Genomic DNA, 23470 nt, shown 5'->3' with positions numbered 1-23470 from the left:
CGATGCCCGCCACACCAGGAGAAAGCGCATGAAACAACCCAACTGGACGATCGCGGCGCTCGCCGCGGGCGTACTCGCCATGGTGGGGCTCGCGCAGGCACAGGCGCCGAGCGAGCCGCCCGCGTCGAATTCGCATGTGCCGGGCGGCGTGATCAACCCGTCGTCGGGCGCCGCCGGCGCGGGCGATCCGGGCATCGCGAAGGCGCCGCAGCGCGGCGATGCGGAATTCGTCGACAAGGCCGCGCTGGCCGGCAAGGCCGAAGTGCAGGCGAGCCAGCTCGCGTTGAAGCAGGCGCAGTCGCCGGACGTGCGCGCGTTCGCGCAACGCATGGTGGCCGACCACGGCAAGGCGAACGCGAAGCTCGACGAGGTCGCCGCGCGCGCGGGCATGAAGCCGCAGGTCGAGCAGATCCACGACCCGGACGTCGAAGCGCTGCGCGGCAAGAGCGGACACGACTTCGACACGGCGTATGTGGCGGCGGCCGGCCCGGACGCGCACAAGAAGGCGGTCGCGCTGTTCGAGGACGAGGCGCGTGGCGGCCAGGACGCGCAGCTGCGGGCGTTCGCGACCGCGGCGCTGCCGACGCTCAGGCATCACCTGAGCATGGCGGAAGCACTCCAGCGCAAGGTGGGCGCGCAGTAACGCGTGCCCGGTTCAACCCCAGGGCCGCGCGGGCGGCCCGTTTTTTCGGAGAAGCAGTCATGGGCCAACGGCAATCGAAGCACGAAGGCATCCTGGCGTTGATGTGCCAGGCATACGAAACCGAGCTCGGCGGCGCGAAGATCTACGAGGCCGCGCTCAAGTGTGCGACCGACGAGGACCTGCACAAGGAATGGGAGAAGTACCACCGCGAAACGATGCATCACCAGGAAGTGCTGCGCAAGGTATTCGACACGCTCGGCCTCGATCCCGATACGCAGTCGCCGGGGCGCGCCGCCGTGGCGGCGACCGGCAAGTCGCTCGTCCAGGTGATCGAGCAGGCGAAGAAGCAGGCCGACCCGGCGGTCGCGCAGATCGTCGCGGCCGAGTGCGTGGTGCTCGCCGAGACGAAGGACCACCTGAACTGGGAGCTGATCGGCTATGCGGCCGAGCAGTTGCGCGATCGCGACGCGGCGAAGGCGCTGAAGGCCGCGCACGATGAGGTGGAGGCGGACGAGGACCATCACCTGTATCACACCCGCGGCTGGGCGCGCGAGATGTGGATCGACTCGATGGGCTTCAAGGCGGTGCTGCCGCCGCCGGAGGAAGTGAAGAAGGTCGAGTCGGCGGCCGATGCGGCGCGGGCCGAAAAGTCGCGCGGCAAGATGATGTGACGCTGCCGGTCGGGCAACCGGGCGACGCCGCTCGCGCGGCGTGCCCGGTTGTCACCCGACCCTCAGGGTCGTTCGCTTTCCGCGCCGTCCGTCACGCGTGAACGGTTGCAGGCGCAACCATGCCGTCCGGATCAGCTCAGCATGTTCGCGGCCATCACGACCACCGATGCCGCCATCAGCGCGACCGCCAGCCACCCGAACACCTTCGACGCGATGCCGCTGCCCGGCTGGCCGGCCGCATCGCGCCGCTGCGACAGCAGCATCACGAGCACCAGCATCGGCACCGCCGCGACGCCGTTGAGCACCGCGCTCCAGTACAACGCCTTGATCGGATCGACCGGGCTGAAGCAGATCGCGATGCCGACGACCACGCAGCCGGCCAGTACCGCATAGAACGCGGGTGCGCGCCGCACCGGTTCGTTCAGCCCTTCGCGGAACCGCCACGCCTCCGCGCAACCGTATGCGGCGCTGCCCGCGAACGCGGGGATCGCGAGCAGCCCGCAGCCGACGATGCCGAACGCGAACACGACGAATGCCGCCTCGCCGGCGATCGGGCGCAGCGCCTCGGCAGCCTGCGCGGTGGAGCCGATGTCGTGCTTGCCGTGCGAGAAGAACACCGCCGCGCCGATCACCATGATGCAGAACGACACCGCGTTGGTGACGATCATCCCGGTCCAGGTGTCGAACGTGATGCGCCGCCCGGTTTCACGGCGCGCGCCGGGCGTGCACGCGGTGTCGCCGTTGCGGCGCTCGGCCTGGGTTTCCTCGACTTCGAGCGCGGCCTGCCATACGAACAGGTACGGGCTCAGTGTCGTGCCGAGCACCGCGACCGCCGTGGTCGCATAGTCGTGCGTGAACGCGATGTGCGGCAGGACGATCGCGTGCAGCAGGCCGCGCCAGTCGATGTGCACGAAGCCGAGTTCGAGCACGTAGGCGAGCAGGCCGAACGTCATCCATTTGAGCCAGCGCGCGTAGCGTTCGTAGGACAGCAGCACCTGCAGCGCGAGCGACGCGATGCCGTAGACGGGCGCATACCAGTAGCTGCGGCCGCCGGCGACGAGCGCGGTCGCATCACCCATCGCGGCGAGGTCGGCGCCGACGTTCACGACGTTGACGATCACCACCATGACGATCAGGGCCTTGGCGAGGCGGACGGAGAACTGCTCGCGGATGCCGGCCACGAGGCCTTCGCGGTTGGCGCGCCCGATGAATGCCGCCGCGAGCTGCACGGCCACCATCATCGGCAGCGTGATCACGATCATCCACAGCATGTGGAAGCCGAACTGGCTGCCGGCCTGCGCATAGACGGCGACGTTGCTCGGATCGGCGTCGGACGCGCCCGCGAGCAGGCCGGGGCCGAGCCGACGGTACCAGGGCTTCGCGGCGGTGGTGGCGGCCGGGTCGGTTGCGGCGGCCGGGGTGTCGCGCGACGCGCCGCCGCGCAGGTTGCTCATTCGGCGTCTCCGGATGCCTCGTGCGCGCCGCCGTTGCCGCGCGCGAGGCGCGACGCGGTGCGCAGCGCGTCGACGAGCGTCCGGTACGCATGCTCGCGCGAATCGGCGCCGCGCGTGCGCAGCACGTAGGACGGGTGATAGGTCGCGACGACGAGACAGCCGTCCGGCGAGCGCACCGGCTTGCGCGTGCGCTCCACCGTCGCGTCGTTGTCCTGCAGCACCGCGCGCAGCGCCGTCGCGCCGAGCGCGACGATCACGCGCGGGCTCACCGCGTCGAGCTCGCGTTCGAGCCAGTAGCGGCAGGCGGCGACCTCGCGCTGCGCGGGCGTCTTGTGCAGCCGCCGCTTGCCGCGCGGTTCCCATTTGAAGTGCTTGACCGCATTGGTCAGGTAGACACTCGTGCGTGCGATGCCGGCCTCGTCGAGCGCGCGGTCGAGCATGCGGCCCGCCGCGCCGACGAACGGGATGCCCGCGCGGTCCTCCTGGTCGCCCGGCTGTTCGCCGACCAGCATGATGCGCGCGTCGGCGGGCCCGGCGCCGGGCACCGGCTGCGTCGCATGTTCCCACAATGCGCAGCGGCGGCAGGCGTCGAGCGTGGCCGGTGTGTCGGCGGCGGCCGGGACCGCCGCCGGTTTCGTGCTCGCGTCGCGCTTCATGCCAGTCCTCCGGTGCAGGCCGACGCCGAGCGCGCGAAGCGGCATGCTCGGGCGGGCGCGACAGGCCGATCGAAGGCGTTGCCGGGGCGGAACATCGGCAGTGTGTGCATCGGCGGCTCCCGTATCGACGATATCGACGAGATGCAGCAACCGGCATGCCGCGTGCGGTCGCGATGGACGCGTCGTGTGTCGGAGCCGCATCCGGTGATGGCGGGGGACAGGGGGTCCAAGCAGCCCCCGGCGATGCTCCAGCCGCCTTGCACGGTACGACTTGCAAAACGGCATCGAGCGGCCCGGAGCGGCCTAGAGCGCCGTCGTGCGGTGCTCAGCCCCCTGCCGTGCGCGCCGCGGCGGCGCGTCCCGCCGCGAACGCCGCCACGCCGGCGCAAACGAGCAGCGCCGCACTCATCGCGAAGGTCGCGCGATAGCCGTGCAGGTCGTACAGCAGGCCGCCTGTCGTCGCGCCGAGTGCGATCGCGAGCTGCACGACCGCGACCATCAGGCCGCCGCCGGCTTCCGCGTCATGCGACAGCGTGCGCGCGAGCCAAGTCCACCAGCCGACGGGCGCGGCCGTGCCGGTCAGTCCCCACAGGGCAAGCAGGCCCGCGGTGGCGGCGGTCGACGCGCCGCACCACACGAGCGCGACGGCGATCGCGGCCATCAGCAGCGGGGTGACGCCGAGCGTGCGGTACAGCCCGTTCTTCAGGCACGCACCGATCAGGATCGTCCCCGCGACCCCGGCCACGCCGATCGCGAGCAGCATCAGCGACAGCGTGGCATTGCCGACGTGCGTCACCGTTTCGAGGAACGGCCGCAGGTACGTGAACAGCGCGAACTGTCCCATGAACAGCAGGCTGACGGCCGCCATGCCGAGCGCGACCGGCACGCGGCCGAGCAGTGCGAGCGCATTGGCGGGCGCCGCGTGCGATGTGGCCTTCATCGGCGGCAGGCTGACGAGTTTCCAGCCGAACGCGAGCGCCGCGACCGGCACGACGCAGAAGAATGCCCAGCGCCAGCCGACGATGCCGCCGAGAAAGCTGCCGAGCGGCGCCGCGACGACGGTCGCGAGCGCGTTGCCGCCGTTCACGATCGCCAGCGCGCGCGGCACCTGGGCATCGGGCACCAGCCGCATCGCGGTCGCGGCCGACATCGACCAGAACCCGCCGATCGCAACACCGATCAGTGCGCGCCCCGCGATGAAGGCAACGTAATTCGGTGCGAACGCAACGATCGTGCCGGAGACGATCGTCAGCAGCGTCAGCACGAGCAGCAGCCGCTTGCGATCGCGCCGTCCGGCCAGCGACGCGATGAACAGGCTCGTCACGAGCGCGAAGGCGCCGGACACGGAAATGGCCTGGCCCGCCTGGCCTTCGCTGACGTGCAGGTCGGTGGCGATCGGCGTCAGCAGGCTGACCGGCATGAATTCGGACGCGACGAGCGCGAACGCGCCGAGCGCCATCGCGAGGACGGCGCCCCATGCGGCGGTTTGAACGGGCGCGGGGCGCCGGTCGGAAGTGGCAACGGCTTGCATCGTCGAAGCGGTGCGGATCGTGGGCGAAGGGGCGGCGCCGGTCAGTCGCAGCGCGCGGCGGCCGCGCCGCGATCGGCCAGATGCGTGCGGGCGCCGGCATCGTGCGCGGCCATGACGCGTACGGACGCGGCCTGGGCATCGTCCACCCACGTGCGCGGATTCGCGCGTGCCGGATTGAAGCCGGCGGCTTCGTAGCGAATCATGTCCTCGCGCACCTGCTCGCGCGTCAGGCCCTGCGCATGGGCGAACAACGGGCCGGACACGGCGAGTGCGGCGACGAGAAGGCGAAGAGCGGATTTCACGAGACGGACTCCGGAAAGGAATGCAGGGGAGATCCCCAAAGTCGGCTACGGCCGCAGGGGGACCCGAAGGCTTCGCAGTCTATCGACCCACGATCAATCGATTAAGTAGCGCACTGCGCTTGGACTTATAAGTCAGTCTAATGAATCGACGGAGGCCGTACCGGGTGGCGCGCGGCGGCGTCGGTGCTAGGATGGGCGTCCGTTTCGACAGGAGCCGCCCGACATGCCGCGCGAAAACCTCAACGATCTGCTGGCGTTTCTCGCGGTGGCGCGCGACCGGAGCTTCACGCGCGCGGCGGCGCGCCTCGGTGTGTCGCAATCGGCGCTGAGCCAGACGGTGCGCGATTTCGAAGCGCGGCTCGGCGTGCGGCTGCTGACGCGCACGACGCGCAGCGTGGCGACGACCGAAGCGGGCGAGGAACTGTTCCGGACCGTCGCGCCGCGCATCGACGAGATCGAAACGAAGCTCGCCGCCGTGGCCGATTTCCGCGACAAGCCGGCCGGCGTCGTGCGGATCACGGCCACCGAGCATCCGATCGACACGATCATCTGGCCGAAGCTCAGGAAGGTGCTGCCCGACTACCCCGACATCCGCGTCGAGTTCTCGGTCGACTACGGGCTGTCGAACATCGTCGAGGAGCGCTACGACATCGGCGTGCGCTACGGCAACCAGGTCGCGAAGGACATGATCGCGGTGCGCATCAGCCCGGACATCCGGATGGCGATGGTTGCGTCGCCGGCCTATTTCGACGGCCGCAAGCCGCCGAAGACGCCGCAGGACCTGCTCGATCACGATTGCGTGACGCTGCGGCTCGCGACCGCGAAGGGCATCTATGCATGGGAGCTGAAGAAGGGCAGGAACGAGATCCAGGCGCGCGTGAACGGGCGGATCACCTGCAATACGCAGCCGCAGATGCTGCAGGCGGCGCTCGACGGATTCGGCATCGCGTTCGTCACCGAGGACATCGTGCTCGACCACGTGCACGCCGGCAGGCTGCGCATCGTGATGCCGGACTGGTGCCCGGTCTTTCCCGGCTATCACGCGTACTACCCGAGCCGCCGCCAGGCGTCGCGCGCGTTTTCGATCGTGATCGATGCGTTGCGGCATCGCGCGTAGCGGGGCGGCGGAGCCGGGCGTCTCCGGGCTGGGTGTGGCTGCCCGAATCATGCAAAATACCGGGCATTCGAGATGCGGAGACACGGCCCGTGGGAATCAACTTCGATTTGACCGATTTGCAGGCGTTTCGCGCGGTGGTGGAGCTGGGCAGCTTCCGGAAGGCCGCCGAGGCGATCAGCATTTCGCAGCCCGCGTTGAGCCGCCGGATCGACAAACTGGAGGAAGCGCTCGGCGTGCGTCTGTTCGAGCGCACCACGCGCAGCGTCTCGCTGACCACCGTCGGCCGCGTGTTCGCGCCGAGCGCCGAGCAGTTGCTGGACGATCTCGACGTCGCGCTGCTCGGCATTCGCGACGTTTCGTCGAGCCGGCTCGGTCACGTGACGATCGCGTGCGTGCCGTCGGTCGCCTACTACTTTCTGCCGAACGTGATCGCCAGCTATCACCGCCGCTTTCCGCGCATCAGGGTCAAGCTGCTGGACGCGAGCGCGAACGAGGTGCTGAGCGCCGTCATCAGCGGCGAGGCCGATTTCGGCGTGAGCTTCATGGGCAGCCAGGAGCCCGAGGTCGAATTCAAGCTGCTGCTGCAGGAGCGGTTCGTCGCCGCGTGCCGGCGCGACCATCCGCTCGCGCGCAAGAAGCGCGTGACCTGGAACGAGCTTTACGAGTACGAGTATGTGTCGGTGGACAAGACGTCCGGCAACCGCCTGTTGCTCGACCAGGCGCTGACGAGCGTCGCGCCGCGGGCGCCGAGCGTGTGCGAGACGCGCCACGTGACGACCATGCTCGGGCTGGTCGAGGCAGGGCTCGGCGTCGCCGCGGTACCGTCGATGGCGATGCCCGGGCACGACCATCCGCTGCTCACGAGCGTGCCGCTCGTCGAGCCGGCGGTCAAGCGCCGCGTGGGCATCGTGAAACGGCGCGGACGCCCGCTCACACCGGCCGCGGAAGCGTTCCACCAGGCGGTCGTCGATGCGAAGCGCGGCGATGGATCGAAACAGGTGGCGCATGCGGCGAATACGGCCGGAACATCGGGCAAGACCGCATCGTGACGCTGGCAAGACCGCTTCGTTCGCTCTACGTGCAGGTTCTGCTGGCGATGGTGCTCGGCGTAAGCGTCGGCCATTTCTGGCCGTCGGCGGGCGCGATGCTCAAGCCGCTCGGCGATGCCTTCGTCGGCCTCATGCGGATGATGATCGCGCCGGTCGTGTTCTGCACGATCGTGTCGGGCATCACGTCGCTGGCGAACGGGACCGCCATCGGGCGCACGATCGTCCGCGCGCTGGTGCTGTTCTATCTGCTGACCGCCGCAGCGCTCGCCTTCGGGCTCGTCGCCGCGTTCGTGCTGCAGCCGGGCGCCGGCATGCACGTGGACGTGCGCCATCTCGATGCGAGCGTCCTTGCGCCCTATACGCGGCATGCGCCGCCGCGCGGGTTGGTCGAGTTCGCGTTGAGCGTGATCCCGGACACGATGCTCGGCGCGTTCCAGCAGGGCGAGGTGCTGCCGGTGCTGCTGCTGGCGCTGCTGTTCGGCTTTTCGCTCAATGCGGCTCCGCAGGCCGGCCGGCCCGTGCTGGCGCTGATCGACGGCGTCGCGCAGATCGTCTTTCGCGTGCTCGCGATGATCATGCGGTTCGCCCCGCTCGGCGCATTCGGCGCGATGGCCTTCACGGTGGGCCGCTTCGGCATCGGCTCGGTCGGCTCGCTCGCGCGGCTGATGTTGTCGTTCTACGTGGCCTGCGGGCTGTTCGTCGCGCTGGTGCTCGCACCGCTCGCGCGGTTGCACGGATTCGCGTTGTGGCGGCTGCTGCGCTACCTGCGCGAGGAGCTGCTGATCGTCCTCGCGACCTCGTCCACGGAGCCCGTGTTGCCGCGGCTGATCGTCAAGCTGGAGTCGCTCGGTTGCGACAAGGGCGTGGTGGGGCTCGTGTTGCCGGCCGGCTACTCGTTCAACCTGGACGGCACCGCGATCTATCTGACGCTCGCGGCATTGTTCATTGCGCAGGCGTGCGACGTGCCGCTGTCCGCGCCGCAGATCGCGGCGATGCTGGCCGTCATGCTGCTGACGTCGAAGGGCGCGGCCGGCGTGTCCGGCAGCGGGCTCGTGGCGCTCGTCGCGACGCTTGCCGTGATGCCCGACCTGCCGGTTGCGGGGGTCGCGCTGCTGGTCGGCATCGATCGCTTCATGTCCGAGGCGCGTGCGCTGACGAGCGTGATCAGCAATGCGTGCGCGGTGATCTTCGTATCGTCGTGGGAAGGGGCGTGCGATCGTGCGCGTCTCGTGCGGGTGCTGAACGCGGCCGGGCCGGAAGGCCCGAATGGCGCCGACGATGCCGGGGCCGGCGCCGGGCGCGACGGGAAGGCGGTCTGACGCGCGCCTTCGCGGCTTGCGGGCTCAATGCGCGGAGACGGAATCCAGCCCGGTCGATTTCACTTCCGCCTGCACGTCGGGCGACGCGAGATAGTCGAGGAGCGCCTTCGCTTCCTCCGGATGCTGCGCGCCGACCGGGATGCCGGCCGCGAAGCGCGTGACGGACTGCAGCGCTTCGGGAATCTTGCCGACGAAGGTCGCGCCCTTCACGGGCAGCAGTTCGCTCACCTGCTGAAAGCCGATTTCGTAGTCGCCGTTCGCGACCACGGAGGCGACCGGGATCCGCGGGACCATCTTCGCCTTCGATTTCACCTGGTCTTCGATGCCGAGCTTCTTGAACAATTCCCGCTCGATGTAGACGCCGCTCGCGCTGTCCGAGTAGGCAATCGACTTCGCGTGCAGCAGTACATCCCTGAGGCCGTCGGCCGAGCTGATGTCGGGTTTCGCCGCGCCGTCGCGCACGACCATGCCGATCCGCGAATCGGCCAGCTCGACGCGCGATCCGGGGATCACCTTGCCTTGCTTGATCAGGTCGTCGAGCGCGTAGCCGACCATGATCACCGCGTCGGCCGGCTCGCCGCGCGCCAGCCGGTTCGGAATCGCTTCGGGCGACTTGCCCATCGACGGGCCGAGCGCGGTGTCGAGCGTGTTGCCCGTGCGGGCCGCGAACTGCGGGCCGAGCCGCTTGTAGGCGGCGGTGAAGCCGCCCGAGCTCATCACGTGCAGCTCGGCGGCCTGCACGTTCGCGGCGATTGCGGAGGTGGCGACGAGTGCGGTCGCGCACAGTTTCAGGAGCAGGTTCTTCATGGTCGTGGTCGTGGCCTGGGTCGTGCGAAGTCGGGGCAGGGGTTCGGAATGCGGCGTCAGTGCGCCGGTGTCAGCGTCGCCGGATGGCGGCGATAGAGTACGAACGTCGCGAGCAGCGCGCACACCGCGGCGAGGCTCATCCAGTAACCGGGTGCGGCCTTGTCGCCGGTCATGTGAATCAGCGCCGTGGAGATGGCGGGCGTGAAGCCGCCGAACACGGCCGTCGCGAGGCTGTAGGCGAGCGAGAAGCCTGCCACGCGCACCTCGACGGGCATCACTTCCGTCAGCGCGACGACCATCGCGCCGTTGTAGATCCCGTACATGAACGACAGCCACAGCAGCACGAGCAGCATGTTGATGAACGACGGCGCATGCGCGAGCAGCGACAGCGCGGGGTACGCGGTGGCGATCGCGAGGACCGTCATGCCGACCAGCAGCGGTCGGCGGCCGATGCGATCGGACAGCGCGCCGCCGATCGGCAGCCACACGAAGTTCGACACGCCGACGCACAGCGTGACGAGCAGGCTGTCGGCGGTGCTCAGGTGCAGGACCGTCTTGCCGAACGTCGGCGCGTAGACGGTGATCAGGTAGAAGCTCGTGGTCGTCATCGCGACCAGCATCATGCCGGCGACCACGACACCCCAGTTGTGCGCCAGCGTGCCGAACACTTCCTTCATGCTCGGGCGGTGCCGGCGCGCCTTGAACTCCTGCGTTTCCTCGAGGTTGCGGCGCAGCATGAAGATGAACGGCACGATCATGCAGCCGACGAAGAACGGCACGCGCCATCCCCACGCGGCGATCGCCGATGCGCTCAGCCATTGATTGAGCGCGAAGCCGAGGCCGGCCGCGACGACGATCGCGACCTGCTGGCTGGCCGACTGCCAGCTCGTGAAGAAGCCCTTGCGGCCGGGCGTGGCCATTTCGGCGAGGTAGACCGACACGCCGCCCAGTTCCGCGCCTGCCGAAAAGCCCTGCAGCAGTCGCCCGATCAGCACGAGCGCGGGCGCGAGCAGGCCGATCGTCGCATAACCGGGGACGAACGCGATCAGGATGGTGCCGCTCGCCATGATCGCGAGCGTGACGATCAGGCCCTTGCGGCGGCCGACGTCGTCGATGTACGCGCCCAGCACGATCGCGCCCAGCGGCCGCATCAGGAAGCCGGCGCCGAAGACCGCGAAGGTCATCATCAGCGAGGCGAACTCGTTCGCGGTGGGAAAGAACACGGCGGCGATCTGCGTCGCGTAGAAGCCGAACAGGAAGAAGTCGAACTGCTCGAGGAAGTTGCCGGCCGTCACGCGGAATACCGCGGCGGCCTTCGAACGTCCGGTCGAAAGGCTGGGCGAGGGGTGCATCAGGGTGTCTCCAGAGAATGCGGGAATGGCGCGGGGCGCGACCGATTGTCGTTTTGGCAATGTTCGCCCGGAGACGGGGAAACGTTAAGTGCGAATTTTGGAAGGATTGATGTTGTTTGGTTATCAATCGGGCGGCGCGCGCCACGACTGTCGCGCGCCCGGCAGGTGGCCGCGACGCCGGCTTCACAGCACCGGGCCGGCCCGGCGATCCGTCACGAAGAAAGCCCAAAAAAAGCCCCGCTTTCGCGGGGCACGTCGGCTAATACACCGGCAAATCGAGAGCGATCAATGCTGGTCGCGCGCGCGCGGATCGTTCAGGTCCTCGGTCGGATCGGTCAGCCCGAGCTCGTCGCCCGCGCTCCAGTACGGCGTGCTGCCGTAGTACTCGTGCAGCGGCTCGGCCCATTGCGGGTCGGCCATCGCCGGCCAGTGATCCTTGTCGAAGCCCGGCGCGTTGCGGATTCGCTCGGATGAGACCGACAGCAGGAAACACTTGCGCTCGGTATCGAGCGTGAGCGCGCTCCACGGAATCGCAAGCAGCTTGTCGCCGATGCCGAGCAGGCCGCCGCTCGACAGCACGGCGTACGCGACGCGGCCCGAGCGCACATCGAGCATGATGTCCTTGATCTTGCCGACGTCGTCGCCATCGGTCGTATAGACCTTGTCGCCTTCCAGCGTGTCGGCTGCCATCACGTCCGGGCCGGGCCCGGCCGCGGTCGCGGCCCCCTTGCCGACGATGCGGGTCTGTCCTTGAGTCTGCATGGTTGTCCTCCTGGCTGCGTGGAGCGCGACCGTGCCCGGGATGGGCCCTGCGGGTCGCGCGGGTAGTCGGGGCGGGGCGCGAATGGCCCCGTCACGTCTGCTTCGGTTGCGACACGCCTTCGAGCGTGTTCGCGACGTCGTCGCGTGCGGGGCCGGCCGTGCGCGTCGCGATGTCCGCGAGCGACAGCATGCCGACGAGCCGCTTGTCGTGATCGACGACGGGCAGGCGGCGCAGTTGCGCGTCGGCCATGTAGTGCTGGATCTCTTCCAGCGAATCGTCCTCGAAACACCATTCGATCGGACCCGACGCGACTTCGTGGATCCGCGTTTCCGGCGGCTTGCCGGCCGAGATCGCGCGCACCGCGAGATCGCGGTCCGTGACCATGCCGATCAGCCGGTTGTTGTCACATACGGGCAGCGCGCCGATGTCATAGCGCTCCATCAATTGCGCCGCATGACGGATCGAGTCGGTCGGCGCGATGCGCACGACGTCCTGCGACATGATTTCGTTGACGCGTTGCATGAAGTCCTCCTTGCGGGTTGAATCCGGGCCGTGTGAGTCGGCGAGTCCGGGCCGTGCGGGGCAACAAGCGGGGCAGCAAGCGGCGTGCCGTTCGGCGGCGGGGTCCGTCGAGTGCCGGCCGTCATTCGTCGCGGCGTCGGGCGGGGTCCTGCCACGGGCCGTCGTCGTGCGTGCCCGGCGGCGTGTCGGGCTCGATGCGCGTGACGCCGCCGGTCGCGGGCGGATCGCTCGCGGGGAACGTGTCCTCGAGTTGCTTGTCGATATGGCGCTCCGAGTGGCGCGTCTTCGTTTGATCCTGGTCCTTCAACGGCGGCGACGGATCGCGCTGGGGTTGGTGCGGCGCGTCGCGGCCGGTTCGGGTCGATTCCTTCATGGCTGGGCTCCGAGGCGGTGACGATGACGCGGTGATCGCGCAACGGCCGTGCCTGTCGCGACCGCGCGGCACGGGACTTGCCGCTTCTTCGATGGATGACTACGCAGGACGACGACGCAGGATGCCGGCCACAACGCGCGGTGCAATGCTCCGCACACACACACGCAAATCAAGCGGGAGGCACGATGACGATTCCCAAACGGCGGCCAGGGGTGCGCTATGAGATCAACGTATGCGGCGGCGGGTTCGAGTCGGTGAAGAGCCATTTCAGCGCGTGGAAACAGGAGCCGCTGATCTACCGGCCCGATCGCCGGATGTTCGAAGGCAAGGCCGACGTGCGGCCGCTCGGCGACGAGACGTTCGGCTCGACCGAGCCGGCGCGGTTCGCGCTGCAGCGCGCGTGCGAGCCGGCCGATCCGTATGCGCTCGCCGCGCGGGTGCGCGACGACGACCACGAGCTGTGGCTCGTGATGGCTGCGTACGACGCGTAGCGCGCTGCCCTTGAAAGAATTGCAGCGCGCGGTGTAGCGAAGGCACGGCGTACGGCGGGGTGGCGCGCGCGACCGCGCGCCGGCGCGCGGAAAGGCGGCGTGCGAGGCGGCGTGCACGCCGGCACGCAGACGGCACGCAGCTTGCGGCCCTGCCTTTCGTGGACGATCGGGCGGCGCACGCCGCGCCAATCGATCAGGCCCCGCGAGGACGACGCAACGATCGAATGCCCCCCGATGAACCGAGACCCCGCCCAGTCGCTGCACCGGCCCGAACCGCCGATCCCCGACGTCGAACCGGACCCCGAGCCGCCCGCGCCGGATGACTTGCCGCCCGGCACGCCGGAACCTTATCAGGATCCGGAAGGCGACCCGCCCGGGCATCCGCCGCCGGAGCGCGAGCCGCCGACGCGGGCGCCGCCGATTCACGCGCGGCCGAACCACGGGCTGCCGATTCTTGCGCCGCCGATTCCTGTGCGGCCCATTCACGCGCCGCCGATCCACACGCCGCCGACCAGCGTGCCGCCGATTGCGTCCATCCCACCCACGGAGAGCCCACGATGAGCATCAGCGTGAAACCCGGCATGCTGCGCGACGTGGCCGAGACGCTCGGCCGTCATTTCGAGGCGCGCGCGATGCCGTTCCATGCCGAGGAGCAGCCGGCCGGCGCGCTGCATTTCGGCTTTCGCGTCGACGGTCATCCGGCGTCGCTGACCGTGACCTTCGACGCCGACGCGTTCGCGGCGCTCGAGCAGGCCGGTATCGAGCGGCAACGCGGCGCACTGATGCGCGTCGCGGCCGAATTCGACACGATGATGGCGCGCCGCGCACCGAACGCGTATGCGGGCGATTTCCATTTCAACCGGCTCTGAGCCGTGCCGTCACGGCCGGCCCGGTGCCGCGCACCGCACTTCACGGAGGAGGTTCCGATGAAACCGATCCAGACGATACGCGTGTGCGCCTGTGCGTTCGCCGCTGCGTGCGCGCTGGGCGCATGCACGCAACCGCAGGGCCCCTACGGCACGCGTGGCGCACCGCCGGCGCCGCCGGACGGCCACGGCGCGTCGCCGACCACGACGATGCCGGACGCGAATACGCGTTACGACACGCGCCCGTCGCCGTACAACACGCTGCCGCCGGGCGCGACCGGCGGCGAGCCGGTCGACGTGCCGCCGCCGGGGCCGAACGGTGTGCAGGGCGGTCAAACGCTGCCGGGCACGCCGCCGCCGATGCAGTACTGACCGCGGCACCCTGCACGGATGCCGCGCAACGATACTGCCTGCGAGGACATATTCGCGCGACGGCGACGGCGTATCCGCGCGGAGCGAATGCCGTGCCCCCTAACTTGCTGGCGCTTGTAAAAAAGGGGGCGCCCGGGGCCGCGGCCGACGGGGTACGAACGCGCGAGAGCCCCGCCGGACGGCGCTTCGCCTCCCTGGCACGGTAGCTGCATGGATTCGCATAAACGCATTCCGCACACCGTCAGGAGGGCATCGATGTCCGTCACGCTTGCGCTCCAGATGCGACAGCATCTGGCACTCACGCCGAGGCTTCAGCAGTCGCTTCGCCTGCTGCAGTTGTCTTCGCTCGAATTCCAGCAGGAATTGCGACAGGCGCTCGACTCGAATCCGTTTCTCGAAGACGGGCAGGGCGACGAAGAAGTCGCCGACGCGCCCGAGCCCGAGGCCGAAGCCGCACCGCCCGAGCCGCCACCCGAGCACGAGGAAGTGCGCCCGCCGGACGGCGACGTGTCGTACACGGCCGCGCCGACGACGCGCGGCACCGGGCGACAGGCCGACGACGCGGGCGACCAGTCGCCCGGCGAGTGGATGGCCGCCGAGCCGTCGCTGCACCAGCAGCTGCACGACGCGTTGCGGCTCTATCCGCTGAACCGGCGCGACCGCGAGGCGGCGCGCATCGTGATCGACGCGCTCGACGAAGACGGCTACCTGCGTCAGGAGCTGGGCGAGCTGCTGGTCGCGGCCGATCCGGCGCGGCTGCTGTCGGAACAGGATCTCACGGTCGCGCTGCGGCTCGTGCAGATGCTGGACCGGCCGGGCATCGCCGCGCGCTCGCTGTCCGAATGCCTGCTGCTCCAGCTCAACGCGATTCCGGCCGGCACGCCGGCGCTCGCGGAAGCGAAGGCCATCGCGCGCGACCATCTCGAACGGCTCGCGCGCCGCGAGACGGCGGAGATCCAGCGGCGCCTCGGGTGCAACCAGGCGACGATGCAGGCCGCCTGCGCGCTGGTGCGCGCGCTCGATCCGCGCCCCGGCAATCACTACGGCAGCACGCGCGGCGACTACGTGATACCCGACGTGATCGTGCGGCAGGTGCGCGACGAATGGATCGTGACGATCAACCCGGCCGTGCTGCCGCGCGCGCGGCTGCACGAGCGCTACGCGACGCTGTTCGCGCAGTCGAGCGGCGAGCGCGATTCGCCGCTGGGCCAGCAGCTGCAGGAAGCGCGCTGGCTGATCCGCAACGTGCAGAAGCGCTTCGACACGATCCAGCGGGTCGGCGAATGCATCGTCGCCCGGCAGCGCGACTTCTTCCGCTACGGCGAGATCGCGATGAAGCCGCTCGTGCTGCGCGACATCGCCGAGGAGCTCGACCTGCACGAATCGACGGTCTCGCGCGCGACGGGCAACAAGTACATGGCCACGCCGCACGGCACGTTCGAGTTCAAGCATTTCTTCCCGCGCAAGCTGGAGGCGGCCGGCAAGGGCGTGTGCTCGGCATCGGCCGCGAAGGTGCTGATCCGCGACATGATCGCCGCCGAGCGCCATAACGATCCGCTGTCCGACGTCGCGCTCGCGCAGAACCTCGCGGGCCGCGGCATCCTTCTTGCGCGTCGTACCGTCACGAAGTATCGCCAGGCGATGAAGATTCCGCCGGCCGACCTGCGCCGGCGCGACGCCGCATGACGATACCGTCCGAACCGCGCGCGGCCCGCCCGTGAGCCACACGGACGTCGCGCGCCACCGAGAGGAGGAAAGCCATGCCAGCCAAGTCCCAGGCACAGCAACGCGCCGCAGGAGCCGCCCTGTCGGCCAAGCGCGGCGACACGAAAATGAAGGACCTGAAGCCGCCTGCGAAGTCGATGGCCAAGTCGATGAGCGAAAAGGAACTCGAAAAAATGGCTTCGACGCCGGTCCACGGCAAACCCAGGCACAAGCACGATTCGTGATCGACGGCGACACGCATCGGCGATCACCGTTCTTCAGGACTCCAGGAGGCATTCATGCTTCGTTACGCCATCATCTTCCTCATCATCGCGCTCGTCGCCGCCTTGTTCGGCTTCGGCGGCATCGCGGCCGGCGCGGCCGAGATCGCGAAGATCCTGTTCTACATCTTCGTCGTGATCTTCCTGGTCACGCTGCTGCTGGGGGTTGTCAGGCGATGACGACCGCCCCCGACCGTTCGCAGCGCATCGCGGAAATCGAGCATGCGCTCGCGAACGGCTTTCCGTCGCAGTCGACCGTCGTCGTGCATGCGGACGACGCGTCCGGGCGGCTGACGATCCAGGTGTCGTGGGTGCGCGTGCCGTCCGATGAAGACGCGCGTCAATGGCGCTGCGCGGTCGACCTGCGCTTCGATCCCGACGTGCTCACGCGCTATGCGTCGCTCGGCGCGGCCGACCGGCTGCGCGTGCGCACGCAGCTGTGCGACCTCGCGCGGCGCGCGGTCGACGAGCACAAGCCGCGCGTCGAGGACGCCGAGATCGAATGCAGCGTCGCGCTCGACGTGACGCGCGCCGAACTCGACCGCGCGTTGCGCGCGCCCTGACCGACGCAACCCGCATCGACGCTTTAGCTGCCGTCGCGACACGCGCCGTGCGGCGCGTCCCTGCCCGTGACGGCTTCTGGTGTGTGCCGCCACGCGCTCGCGCACCCGGCAAAGGAGAACACGCATGGCATCGCGGATGATCTGGAAAGGCGCGATCAGCTTCGGGCTCGTTCACGTGCCCGTGCAGCTGTTTCCCGCGACGCGCACCGTGAAGCCGTCGTTCCGGCTGCTCGACAAGCGCTCGATGGACCCGGTCGGCTATCGGCAGATCAACAAGCGCACCGGCAAGGAGGTCGCGCGCGAGGACATCGTGCGCGGCTACGAGTACGAGAAGGAACGCTACGTCGTGCTGACCGACGAGGAGATTCGCGCGGCCAATCCGGAATCGACGCAAACCGTCGACATCCTGACGTTCGTCGACGCGGACGCGGTATCGTTCCTGTATCTCGACACGCCGTACTACCTCGTGCCGGACCGCAAGGGCGAGAAGGTCTATGCGCTGCTGCGCGACGCGCTGAAGGACAGCGGCAAGATCGGCATTGCGCTCGTGGTGATGCGCGACCGCCAGCATCTCGGCGCGCTGATTCCGGTCGGGCCGCTGCTCGCGCTCGACACGCTGCGCTGGCAGGAAGAACTGCGGCCGCTCGACGAACTGACGGTGCCGGCCGACGACGCGAAACACGCGGGCGTGACCGCGCGCGAGCTCGGCATGGCGAAGAAGCTGATCGACGAGATGGCGGGCAAGTGGACGCCGGACGAGTATCACGACACGTTTCGCGACGACATTCTCGAGCTGGTCGAGCGCAAGGTGCGCGCGGGCAAGATCGAGGAGATCGAGGAGCGGCCTGCGCAGACGGGCCGCGCGGCGACCAACGTGGTCGACCTGACCGAGCTGCTGAAACGCAGCCTGAAGGGCGGCGGCGGTGGCGCGCGCGCGGCGGGCCCGCGCAATGCGGGCGACGACGAGGGCGCGGAGGCGGAAGCGTCGTCTTCCTCCGCGTCGTCTTCTTCTGCGTCGTCGCGCGGCGGCGCGCGCCGCAAGCCGGCTTCGAAGGCCGCGCCGAAGGGCTCCGCCGAGAAGACGCCGGCGGCGAAGCGGACGGCCGCGAAACGTGCCGCGACCGGCGAGCATGCGGCGAAGAAAACCGCCGCGCGCCGCAAGCACGCCGCATGATGCGCGGCGACGCGAGGTGACACGATGGCCGGCAAGCTCGATCCCTATCGCCGCAAACGCCGCTTCGACGCGACGCCGGAACCCGAAGGCGCGCACGGGCGGCGGCGCGCGAAGGCGAACGCGACACCTTCCGGGCGGGCGACCCGGCGTGCCGGCCACCCGCTGCGCTTCGTGATCCAGGAGCACCACGCGCGGCGCCTGCATTACGACTTCCGGCTCGAACTCGACGGCACGCTGAAGTCGTGGGCCGTGCCGAAGGGGCCGAGCGTCGATCCGTCGGTGAAGCGCCTCGCCGTGCAGGTCGAGGATCATCCGCTCGAATACGCGTCGTTCGAAGGCGAGATTCCGGCCGGGCATTACGGCGCGGGAGCGGTCGTCGTATGGGACGAGGGCACGTGGACGCCCGACGGCGGCCTCGCGCAGGCACGCGACGGCTATCGCGCGGGCAAGCTGACGTTCCGGCTCGACGGCGAAAAGCTGCACGGCGGCTGGGCGCTCGTGCGCAGCGGACGGCAGGAGGGGCGGCAGGTGCAGTGGCTGCTGATCAAGGAGCGCGACGACGACGCGCGCAGCGAGGCCGAATTCGACGTCGTCGGCGAACTGCCGGGGAGTGTGCATGACGGGGCGGCGTCGGCGACGCGTGCGGATGCCGCGGGCCGCTCGACGCGCGCGCGCGGAGCGCAACGCGGCCGGCGCGACTCGACCGACATGCGTGCCGCAGCGCATGACGATCATGGCCGCGACAGCCGCGACAGCCGCGACAGCCGAGAAAGCAGAGAAAGCAGAGAAAGCCGCGCCCGCCGGCCCGCCGATCCGTCCGAGATCGACGGTGCGGTACGCGCGCCGCTGCCCGAGCGCGTCGCGCCGCAACTCGCGACGCTGGTCGACGGCCCGCCGACGCAGGGCGACTGGCGCTACGAACTGAAATTCGACGGCTACCGGATCCTCGCGCGCATTGCGGGCAAGGGCGCCCGCCGACACGTGAAGCTGATGACGCGCGAAGGCCGCGACTGGACCGCGAAGCTGCGCGCGCAGCGCGACGCGCTCGCGGCGCTCGACGTCGACGACGCCTGGCTCGACGGCGAGGCCGTCGTGCTCGGCAGGAACGGTCTCCCCGACTTCCAGGCGCTGCAGAACGCGATCGGCGCCGGACACTCGGATGCGATCACGCTGTTCGTGTTCGACCTGCCTTGTCTCGACGGTTACGACTTGCGCGACGCACCGCTCACCGCGCGCCGCGGTCTGCTCGAAGCGCTGCTCGCCGACAGCGACCCCGCGCGGCTGCGCTTTTCGCCGGATCTCGGCGACGACGTCGCATCGCTGATCGCGAGCGCCTGCGATACCGGCCTCGAAGGGCTGATCGGCAAGCGCGCGGAATCGCGCTATCGCGGCGGTCGCTCGCCCGCGTGGATCAAGCTCAAATGCCGGCGCCGGCAGGAGTTCGTGATCGGCGGTTACACCGAGCCGTCGGGCAGCCGGCACGGCTTCGGCGCGCTGCTGCTCGGCGTGCACGAGCCGGCAGCGGCCGGCAAGCGGCGGCGCGGGCCTGCGCCGCTGCGCTATGTCGGCCGCGTCGGCACCGGCTTCGACACGCGGATGCTCGACCGGCTCGCACCGATCCTGCGCAAGCAGCAACGCGATACGACGCCGTTCGATCCGCCGCCGCGCGAACGCTCGCGCACGCGCGTGCACTGGATCGAGCCGACGCTCGTCGCCGAATGCGAATTCGCCGAGTGGACCGGCGACGGCATCGTGCGGCAGGCCGCGTTCATCGCGCTGCGCGAGGACAAGCCGGCGTCGCAGATCGTCCGCGAAGTGCCGAAGCAACCGGAAACGGAGGGGGCGATGGAGCGACGCCAGACCACGCATCACGAAAAGCGCGAACGCAAGCACGCGGAGCACGTCGATCGCACGTCGCATACGTCGCATACGTCGCACGCCGAGCACGCCGAGCACGCCGAGCACGCCGAGCATGCCGAGCACGACCCAAGCGATCGCAAGCACCACGCACGTTCACGCCCGTCCCCCCACGCAGCACGCGACGATATCGGTTCCGACATGCTCGGCCGTGTGCGCATCACCCATCCCGAGCGCGTGCTCGATCCGCAGAGCGGCACGCGCAAGATCGATCTCGCGCATTACTGGCAATGGGTCGCGCCGTGGCTGCTGCCGGACCTGAAGGGCCGGCCCGTGGCGCTCGTGCGCGCGCCCGGCGACATCGCGGGCGAGCTGTTCTTCCAGAAGCACGCGGAGCGCCGCGAAATCCCGTTCGTCACGCAGCACGCAGGACTCGATCCGGGCCACGGTCCGCTGCTGTCGCTCGACAGCGTCGACGCGCTGCTCGGCGCCGCGCAGATGGGCACGATCGAGCTGCATACATGGAACGCGCACGCGTCGAACATCGAGCGGCCGGACCGGATCGTGTTCGACCTCGATCCCGATCCGGCGCTGCCGTGGCGCGCGATGACCGACGCCGCGCAGCTCGTGCGCGGGCTGCTCGACGAACTGGGCCTCGCGTCGTTCTGCAAGACGAGCGGCGGCAAGGGGCTGCACGTCGTCGTGCCGATCGCGCGGCACCTGGGCTGGGACGACGCGAAGGACTTCTCGCGCGCGCTCGCGCGGCATGTCGCGGGCGCGCTGCCCGACCGTTTCACCGCGACGATGGGCGCGCGTCACCGGCGCGGCAAGATCTTCATCGACTACCTGCGCAACGGCCGCGGTGCGAGCACAATCGCCGCGTATTCGGTGCGTGCGCGGCCCGGGCTGGGCGTGTCGGTGCCGCTGCGCTGGGACGAGGTGCCAACCACCACGGGCGGCGCGCAATGGACGATCGACACGCTGCACGAGCGGCTCGACCGGCTCAAGCGCGACCCTTGGGAAGACTATGCCGGCACGCGGCAGCGGATCACCGCGCAGATGCGTGCGCGTCTCGGCATGTCGTGACGGTGTCGTCAGCGCCGACGCTGCTGCAGGTGGTGATACCAGTCCATCAGCGGCGTCGCGGACACGCCGTGCGCGATCACCGACGCCGACACGACGGCCAGCACCGGCGCCGCGAGCGGCCGCACCGCGCTGGACGGCCCGTGCTCGAGCGCGAACAGCAGGTAGTAGAACGAGCCGATCCCGCGTATCCCGAACCATGCCAGCAGCCGGCGCTGCGCCGGCGTCGCGCGCGAGCCGGCGAGCGCCGGCAGCACCGCGAGCGGCCGCACGGCGACGAACAGCGCGACGGCGAGCGCGGCCGAGCCCCACGTGAAGAGCGGCGTCGTCAGCGTGGCGAGCACGCCGCCGATCATCGTCATCACGAGCGCCTCGGCGATCCGCTCGAGCTCGATCGTGAAGTCGAGCACCGATTCGGTCATGAACGCATGCGCTTTCTCCGGGTGCTTCTCGGTCGCGACCACGTCTTCCGAATCGACCCGGCCGATCACTTCGCGCGGCCGGCGGTCACCGCTCGCGCGATGCTCGACGCGGCGCATCGCGACGCCCGCGGCGAACGTCGCGATGAAGCCGAACGTATGCGCGAGCTGCGCGGCACCGAACGACAGCACGATCAATGCGAGCGCGAAGAAGCCTTCGAACCCGAGTGCCTGCGCATGACGGGTGCGCAGCCAGCCGATCGCGGTGGTGGTCGCCGCGCCGAGCATGCCGCCGATCGCGGCCGCGCCCGCGATGCCCCACAGCGCGGCCAGCGCGAACGCGCCCGACAGCGGTGGCGGCCCATGCGGCGCATCGGACGCGCCGCACAGCGCGAGGCCCGCGAGCGCGAACGGCAGCGCGATGCCGTCGTTCAGACCGCCTTCGCCGGACAGCGCGAAGCGCACCAGGTCGCGATCGCCGGGATCATGCACCTGCACGTCGTGCGCGAGCACCGGGTCGGTCGGCGCGAGGATCGCCGCGAGCAGCAGCGCGGGGCCCCAGCCGAGCCCGAGCGTCAGGACCGCGCAGCCGGCGAGCAGAGGCACCGTGACGGTCATCGCGAGCAGGCCGAGCCGGCACGGCACGCGCCACAGCGGGTCGGACAGCGGCACGCGCAGCCGCAGCCCGATCGCGAACAGCGATACCAGCAGCGCGACCTCGACGATCTCGCGCAGCAGCGGCGCGTCGCGCTGGATGTCGAGATGCAGGAGCCCGGCGCCGGACGGGCCGAGCGCGACACCGAGAGCGAGATAGATCATCGCGCTGCTGCACGGCAGATGACGCAGCGCCGACGTCACGATGCCCATGCCCATCAGCACCGCGCCGATGATCAGATACCACAGCGTTTCATGCATGCGGGCAGGCCGGGCAGGTCGACGGCGAACCGGCGGGGGCCGTCACGGCTTGCGGCCGAACGCCTCGCGCAGTTTGCGCTTCGCGCGTTCGAGCGTCGCGCGGCGCGTTTTCGGCAGGTTGCGGCCCGCGCGGTTCACGTAGAAGTTCAGCATTGACATCGCCGACTGGAACGGCGTCCCCTTGCGGCGGCGGCTGTGTTCGGCCGAGCGCTTGAGCGACGCGGCGATCCTGCCCGGGTCGTCGGACTTGAAGATCTCGGGCTCGATGTCGAGCGCATCGCTTCTTTGCATGACATCGGCGGACCAGCGCTTGCGGTGCTGCGGATCGTTGCTGCGCGCACGGCCCGGGCGGCGCGTCGCGCGTTTGCCGTGCGGATGGGAAGCGGAAGCTGAAGGCATGGCAGGGCTCTCCCTATGGAATCGGGATGGAATCGCGGGTCTTGGGTGTCCGGGTGGTGCCGCAATTCGCGTGCCGCCTGTCGGTGGCGGCACGGGCCTTGCTGAATCGAAGGCGCAGGCCATTCCACTACGGTGGTTCCATTGAGGGAGAGCGCTCCATGAAGCCAGCATCCGAATCGAGATCTGCCGCGCGCCGGATCCTCGCGTGCGCGGCCGTCGCGCTCGTCGCGGCCGCACCGGCCGCATGGGCACAGAATTCGCAACGTTCCGACGAGGGCACCGGCGCGCCGATCCTGTCGCCGCCGGACACGTCGGCGCAGGGCAGCGGCGGCAACCTGTCGAACGGCAACACGGCCGCGCCGCCGCCCGCGACCCGTATGCAGGCGCCGCGCGGCGCGGGTCCGCGCGGTCAACCGGACGTGCGCAGCAAGCCCGGCGGCATGACCGGCGCGGGGACCGGCAGCATGGGCGGCGGCGCGACGGGCGGCACCGGCAGCACCGGAATGGGCAGTACCGGCAGCGGTACCGGTAGCACCGGAATGGGCACCCCCGGTACGGGCAGCACCGGTACGAGCGGTGCCGGCGGCAGCGCGGGCATGGGCGGTGCCGGTGCGGCCCCGGGCGGAACCGGCGCGGGCACCGGCACCGGCCGCTTGCCGGGGGCGACCGGCTCGGGTGGCGGCGGCACGGGCAGCGCGGGTTCCAGCAGCTATTGACGATCTCGGCGCCGCGCCGGCGCCCGGCGCGGCGCGCTGGCGGACGCCGCGCGCGAGGCCGGCCGGTCGCC

27 protein-coding genes are annotated in these 23470 nt (G+C 69.9%); 16 read left to right on the top strand and 11 right to left on the bottom strand.

What is annotated here, in order from left to right; genetic code table 11:
• The first annotated feature begins 28 nt into the window (after nucleotides 1-28).
• Both U4012_RS07815 and U4012_RS07810 read left to right on the top strand, forming a co-directional pair.
• Complete coding sequence (locus tag U4012_RS07815) at nucleotides 29-643, top strand: DUF4142 domain-containing protein (protein ID WP_321797469.1); 615 nt, start codon at nucleotides 29-31, stop codon at nucleotides 641-643.
• Nucleotides 644-702: 59 nt separating this feature from the next.
• Nucleotides 703-1314, top strand: coding sequence for a DUF892 family protein (locus U4012_RS07810; RefSeq protein ID WP_321797467.1), 612 nt, complete (start codon nucleotides 703-705; stop codon nucleotides 1312-1314).
• 131 nt (nucleotides 1315-1445) lie between these two features.
• Here the strand turns inward: U4012_RS07810 and U4012_RS07805 are convergent, their stop codons facing one another.
• From U4012_RS07805 to U4012_RS07790, 4 genes are all read right to left on the bottom strand, one after another.
• Entirely contained in the window at nucleotides 1446-2768 is a 1323-nt protein-coding gene (locus U4012_RS07805; protein ID WP_321797465.1) for a divalent metal cation transporter, read from the bottom strand.
• Complete coding sequence (locus U4012_RS07800; protein WP_321797463.1) at nucleotides 2765-3424, bottom strand: UdgX family uracil-DNA binding protein; 660 nt, start codon at nucleotides 3422-3424, stop codon at nucleotides 2765-2767. The genes U4012_RS07805 and U4012_RS07800 overlap by 4 nt, the downstream gene beginning before the upstream one ends.
• A gap of 325 nt (nucleotides 3425-3749) precedes the next feature.
• Nucleotides 3750-4955, bottom strand: a complete 1206-nt coding sequence (locus U4012_RS07795) for an MFS transporter (RefSeq protein WP_321797461.1) — start codon at nucleotides 4953-4955, stop codon at nucleotides 3750-3752.
• Between the two features lie 41 nt (nucleotides 4956-4996).
• The gene (locus U4012_RS07790) at nucleotides 4997-5257 is read right to left on the bottom strand and encodes a DUF4148 domain-containing protein (protein ID WP_124521700.1); all 261 of its coding nucleotides are present in this window, start codon (nucleotides 5255-5257) and stop codon (nucleotides 4997-4999) included.
• Between the two features lie 223 nt (nucleotides 5258-5480).
• On the opposite strand from U4012_RS07790, the gene U4012_RS07785 reads away from it, so the two are divergent.
• The 3 genes from U4012_RS07785 (at nucleotide 5481) to dctA (ending at nucleotide 8742) form a co-directional block, all read left to right on the top strand.
• Complete coding sequence (locus U4012_RS07785) at nucleotides 5481-6374, top strand: LysR family transcriptional regulator (RefSeq protein WP_124528740.1); 894 nt, start codon at nucleotides 5481-5483, stop codon at nucleotides 6372-6374.
• 89 nt (nucleotides 6375-6463) lie between these two features.
• Complete coding sequence (locus U4012_RS07780; protein ID WP_044843375.1) at nucleotides 6464-7423, top strand: LysR family transcriptional regulator; 960 nt, start codon at nucleotides 6464-6466, stop codon at nucleotides 7421-7423.
• Nucleotides 7420-8742, top strand: a complete 1323-nt coding sequence (gene dctA, locus U4012_RS07775) for a C4-dicarboxylate transporter DctA (RefSeq protein WP_321797459.1) — start codon at nucleotides 7420-7422, stop codon at nucleotides 8740-8742. Before U4012_RS07780 ends, dctA begins: the two co-directional genes overlap by 4 nt.
• A gap of 24 nt (nucleotides 8743-8766) precedes the next feature.
• On the opposite strand, the gene U4012_RS07770 is transcribed toward dctA, so the two are convergent.
• The 5 genes from U4012_RS07770 to U4012_RS07750 form a co-directional block, all read right to left on the bottom strand.
• Entirely contained in the window at nucleotides 8767-9549 is a 783-nt protein-coding gene (locus U4012_RS07770) for a substrate-binding domain-containing protein (protein ID WP_321797458.1), read from the bottom strand.
• 56 nt (nucleotides 9550-9605) lie between these two features.
• Nucleotides 9606-10901, bottom strand: coding sequence for an MFS transporter (locus U4012_RS07765; protein WP_321797456.1), 1296 nt, complete (start codon nucleotides 10899-10901; stop codon nucleotides 9606-9608).
• A 285-nt stretch (nucleotides 10902-11186) separates the two neighbouring features.
• Nucleotides 11187-11663 (bottom strand): PRC-barrel domain-containing protein, encoded by a 477-nt coding sequence (locus U4012_RS07760; protein ID WP_044843379.1) that lies wholly within the window; start codon nucleotides 11661-11663, stop codon nucleotides 11187-11189.
• Between the two features lie 91 nt (nucleotides 11664-11754).
• Nucleotides 11755-12186 carry a CBS domain-containing protein gene (locus tag U4012_RS07755; protein WP_044843380.1) on the bottom strand — a complete coding sequence of 144 codons (432 nt, stop codon included), beginning with the start codon at nucleotides 12184-12186 and terminating at the stop codon, nucleotides 11755-11757.
• Nucleotides 12187-12307: 121 nt separating this feature from the next.
• Nucleotides 12308-12559, bottom strand: coding sequence for a hypothetical protein (locus U4012_RS07750; RefSeq protein WP_124521710.1), 252 nt, complete (start codon nucleotides 12557-12559; stop codon nucleotides 12308-12310).
• A gap of 185 nt (nucleotides 12560-12744) precedes the next feature.
• Here U4012_RS07750 and U4012_RS07745 point away from each other — a divergent pair, with 185 nt between their 5' ends.
• The 10 genes from U4012_RS07745 (at nucleotide 12745) to ligD (ending at nucleotide 20953) form a co-directional block, all read left to right on the top strand.
• Nucleotides 12745-13050: a hypothetical protein gene (locus U4012_RS07745; RefSeq protein WP_044843382.1), complete on the top strand. Its 306-nt coding sequence runs from the start codon at nucleotides 12745-12747 to the stop codon at nucleotides 13048-13050.
• Between the two features lie 234 nt (nucleotides 13051-13284).
• Nucleotides 13285-13611, top strand: a complete 327-nt coding sequence (locus tag U4012_RS07740) for a hypothetical protein (RefSeq protein ID WP_321797450.1) — start codon at nucleotides 13285-13287, stop codon at nucleotides 13609-13611.
• The gene (locus U4012_RS07735; protein ID WP_044843383.1) at nucleotides 13608-13919 is read left to right on the top strand and encodes a hypothetical protein; all 312 of its coding nucleotides are present in this window, start codon (nucleotides 13608-13610) and stop codon (nucleotides 13917-13919) included. Before U4012_RS07740 ends, U4012_RS07735 begins: the two co-directional genes overlap by 4 nt.
• Before the next feature lie 57 nt (nucleotides 13920-13976).
• Nucleotides 13977-14288 carry a hypothetical protein gene (locus tag U4012_RS07730; protein ID WP_124485798.1) on the top strand — a complete coding sequence of 104 codons (312 nt, stop codon included), beginning with the start codon at nucleotides 13977-13979 and terminating at the stop codon, nucleotides 14286-14288.
• A 255-nt stretch (nucleotides 14289-14543) separates the two neighbouring features.
• Nucleotides 14544-15974, top strand: coding sequence for an RNA polymerase factor sigma-54 (locus U4012_RS07725; RefSeq protein WP_321797447.1), 1431 nt, complete (start codon nucleotides 14544-14546; stop codon nucleotides 15972-15974).
• 74 nt (nucleotides 15975-16048) lie between these two features.
• Nucleotides 16049-16237, top strand: coding sequence for a DUF3008 family protein (locus tag U4012_RS07720; RefSeq protein WP_044843386.1), 189 nt, complete (start codon nucleotides 16049-16051; stop codon nucleotides 16235-16237).
• Between the two features lie 54 nt (nucleotides 16238-16291).
• Nucleotides 16292-16453, top strand: a complete 162-nt coding sequence (locus U4012_RS07715; protein ID WP_044843387.1) for a DUF1328 domain-containing protein — start codon at nucleotides 16292-16294, stop codon at nucleotides 16451-16453.
• Entirely contained in the window at nucleotides 16450-16836 is a 387-nt protein-coding gene (locus U4012_RS07710) for a DUF3022 domain-containing protein (RefSeq protein ID WP_044843388.1), read from the top strand. The genes U4012_RS07715 and U4012_RS07710 overlap by 4 nt, the downstream gene beginning before the upstream one ends.
• A 124-nt stretch (nucleotides 16837-16960) precedes the next feature.
• Nucleotides 16961-18010 carry a Ku protein gene (locus U4012_RS07705; RefSeq protein WP_321797442.1) on the top strand — a complete coding sequence of 350 codons (1050 nt, stop codon included), beginning with the start codon at nucleotides 16961-16963 and terminating at the stop codon, nucleotides 18008-18010.
• 24 nt (nucleotides 18011-18034) lie between these two features.
• Entirely contained in the window at nucleotides 18035-20953 is a 2919-nt protein-coding gene (ligD, locus tag U4012_RS07700) for a DNA ligase D (protein ID WP_321797440.1), read from the top strand.
• Between the two features lie 8 nt (nucleotides 20954-20961).
• Here ligD and U4012_RS07695 read toward each other — a convergent pair whose 3' ends face one another.
• Together U4012_RS07695 and U4012_RS07690 are read right to left on the bottom strand one after the other, a co-directional pair.
• A complete protein-coding gene (locus U4012_RS07695) occupies nucleotides 20962-22284 on the bottom strand; it encodes a cation:proton antiporter (protein ID WP_321797438.1) in 1323 nt (440 codons plus the stop codon).
• Between the two features lie 42 nt (nucleotides 22285-22326).
• The gene (locus tag U4012_RS07690; protein ID WP_124485802.1) at nucleotides 22327-22683 is read right to left on the bottom strand and encodes a DUF3175 domain-containing protein; all 357 of its coding nucleotides are present in this window, start codon (nucleotides 22681-22683) and stop codon (nucleotides 22327-22329) included.
• A gap of 158 nt (nucleotides 22684-22841) precedes the next feature.
• Between U4012_RS07690 and U4012_RS07685 the strand changes: the two genes are divergently transcribed.
• Nucleotides 22842-23399, top strand: a complete 558-nt coding sequence (locus U4012_RS07685) for a hypothetical protein (RefSeq protein WP_321797435.1) — start codon at nucleotides 22842-22844, stop codon at nucleotides 23397-23399.
• The last annotated feature ends 71 nt before the right edge of the window (nucleotides 23400-23470 follow it).

Source organism: Burkholderia sp. BCC1988, from assembly GCF_905339895.1.
Lineage (GTDB): Bacteria > Pseudomonadota > Gammaproteobacteria > Burkholderiales > Burkholderiaceae > Burkholderia.
This window is presented reverse-complemented; position numbering and strand designations above follow the sequence as displayed.